Below are 272 nucleotides of genomic sequence, written 5' to 3'. Positions count from 1 at the left end.
GAGGACCTGCCGCTCGATCCACCCGGCGAATATGCCAATTCCTGCGTCGGACGCGAACGCATGTTCGAGCATTTCTCGCGCGTCCACGGCGCGCGGGTCTCGCTGATCCGTCTCTCCTACGCGATCGACATGCGCTACGGGGTCTTGCATGACGTCGCGCGCGCCGTACTCGCCGGCGAACCGGTGCAGGTGAGCAGCGGCCATTGCAACGTAATCTGGCAGGGCGACGCCAATGACATCGCGCTCCAGTCGCTCGCCCAAGCAGGAACGCC

Annotated in this window: 1 protein-coding gene; it reads left to right on the top strand. The window is 65.4% G+C overall.

The window, feature by feature from the left end:
* The coding region (locus FLQ44_RS23955; RefSeq protein ID WP_206209150.1) for an NAD-dependent epimerase/dehydratase family protein at positions 1-272 on the top strand (272 nt) is incomplete at both ends.

It is taken from the genome of Vogesella mureinivorans (genome assembly GCF_007644035.1).
Classification (GTDB): domain Bacteria; phylum Pseudomonadota; class Gammaproteobacteria; order Burkholderiales; family Chromobacteriaceae; genus Vogesella; species Vogesella mureinivorans.
Note: the sequence above shows the minus strand (reverse complement) of the source record. Positions and strands in the feature narration are given on the sequence as shown.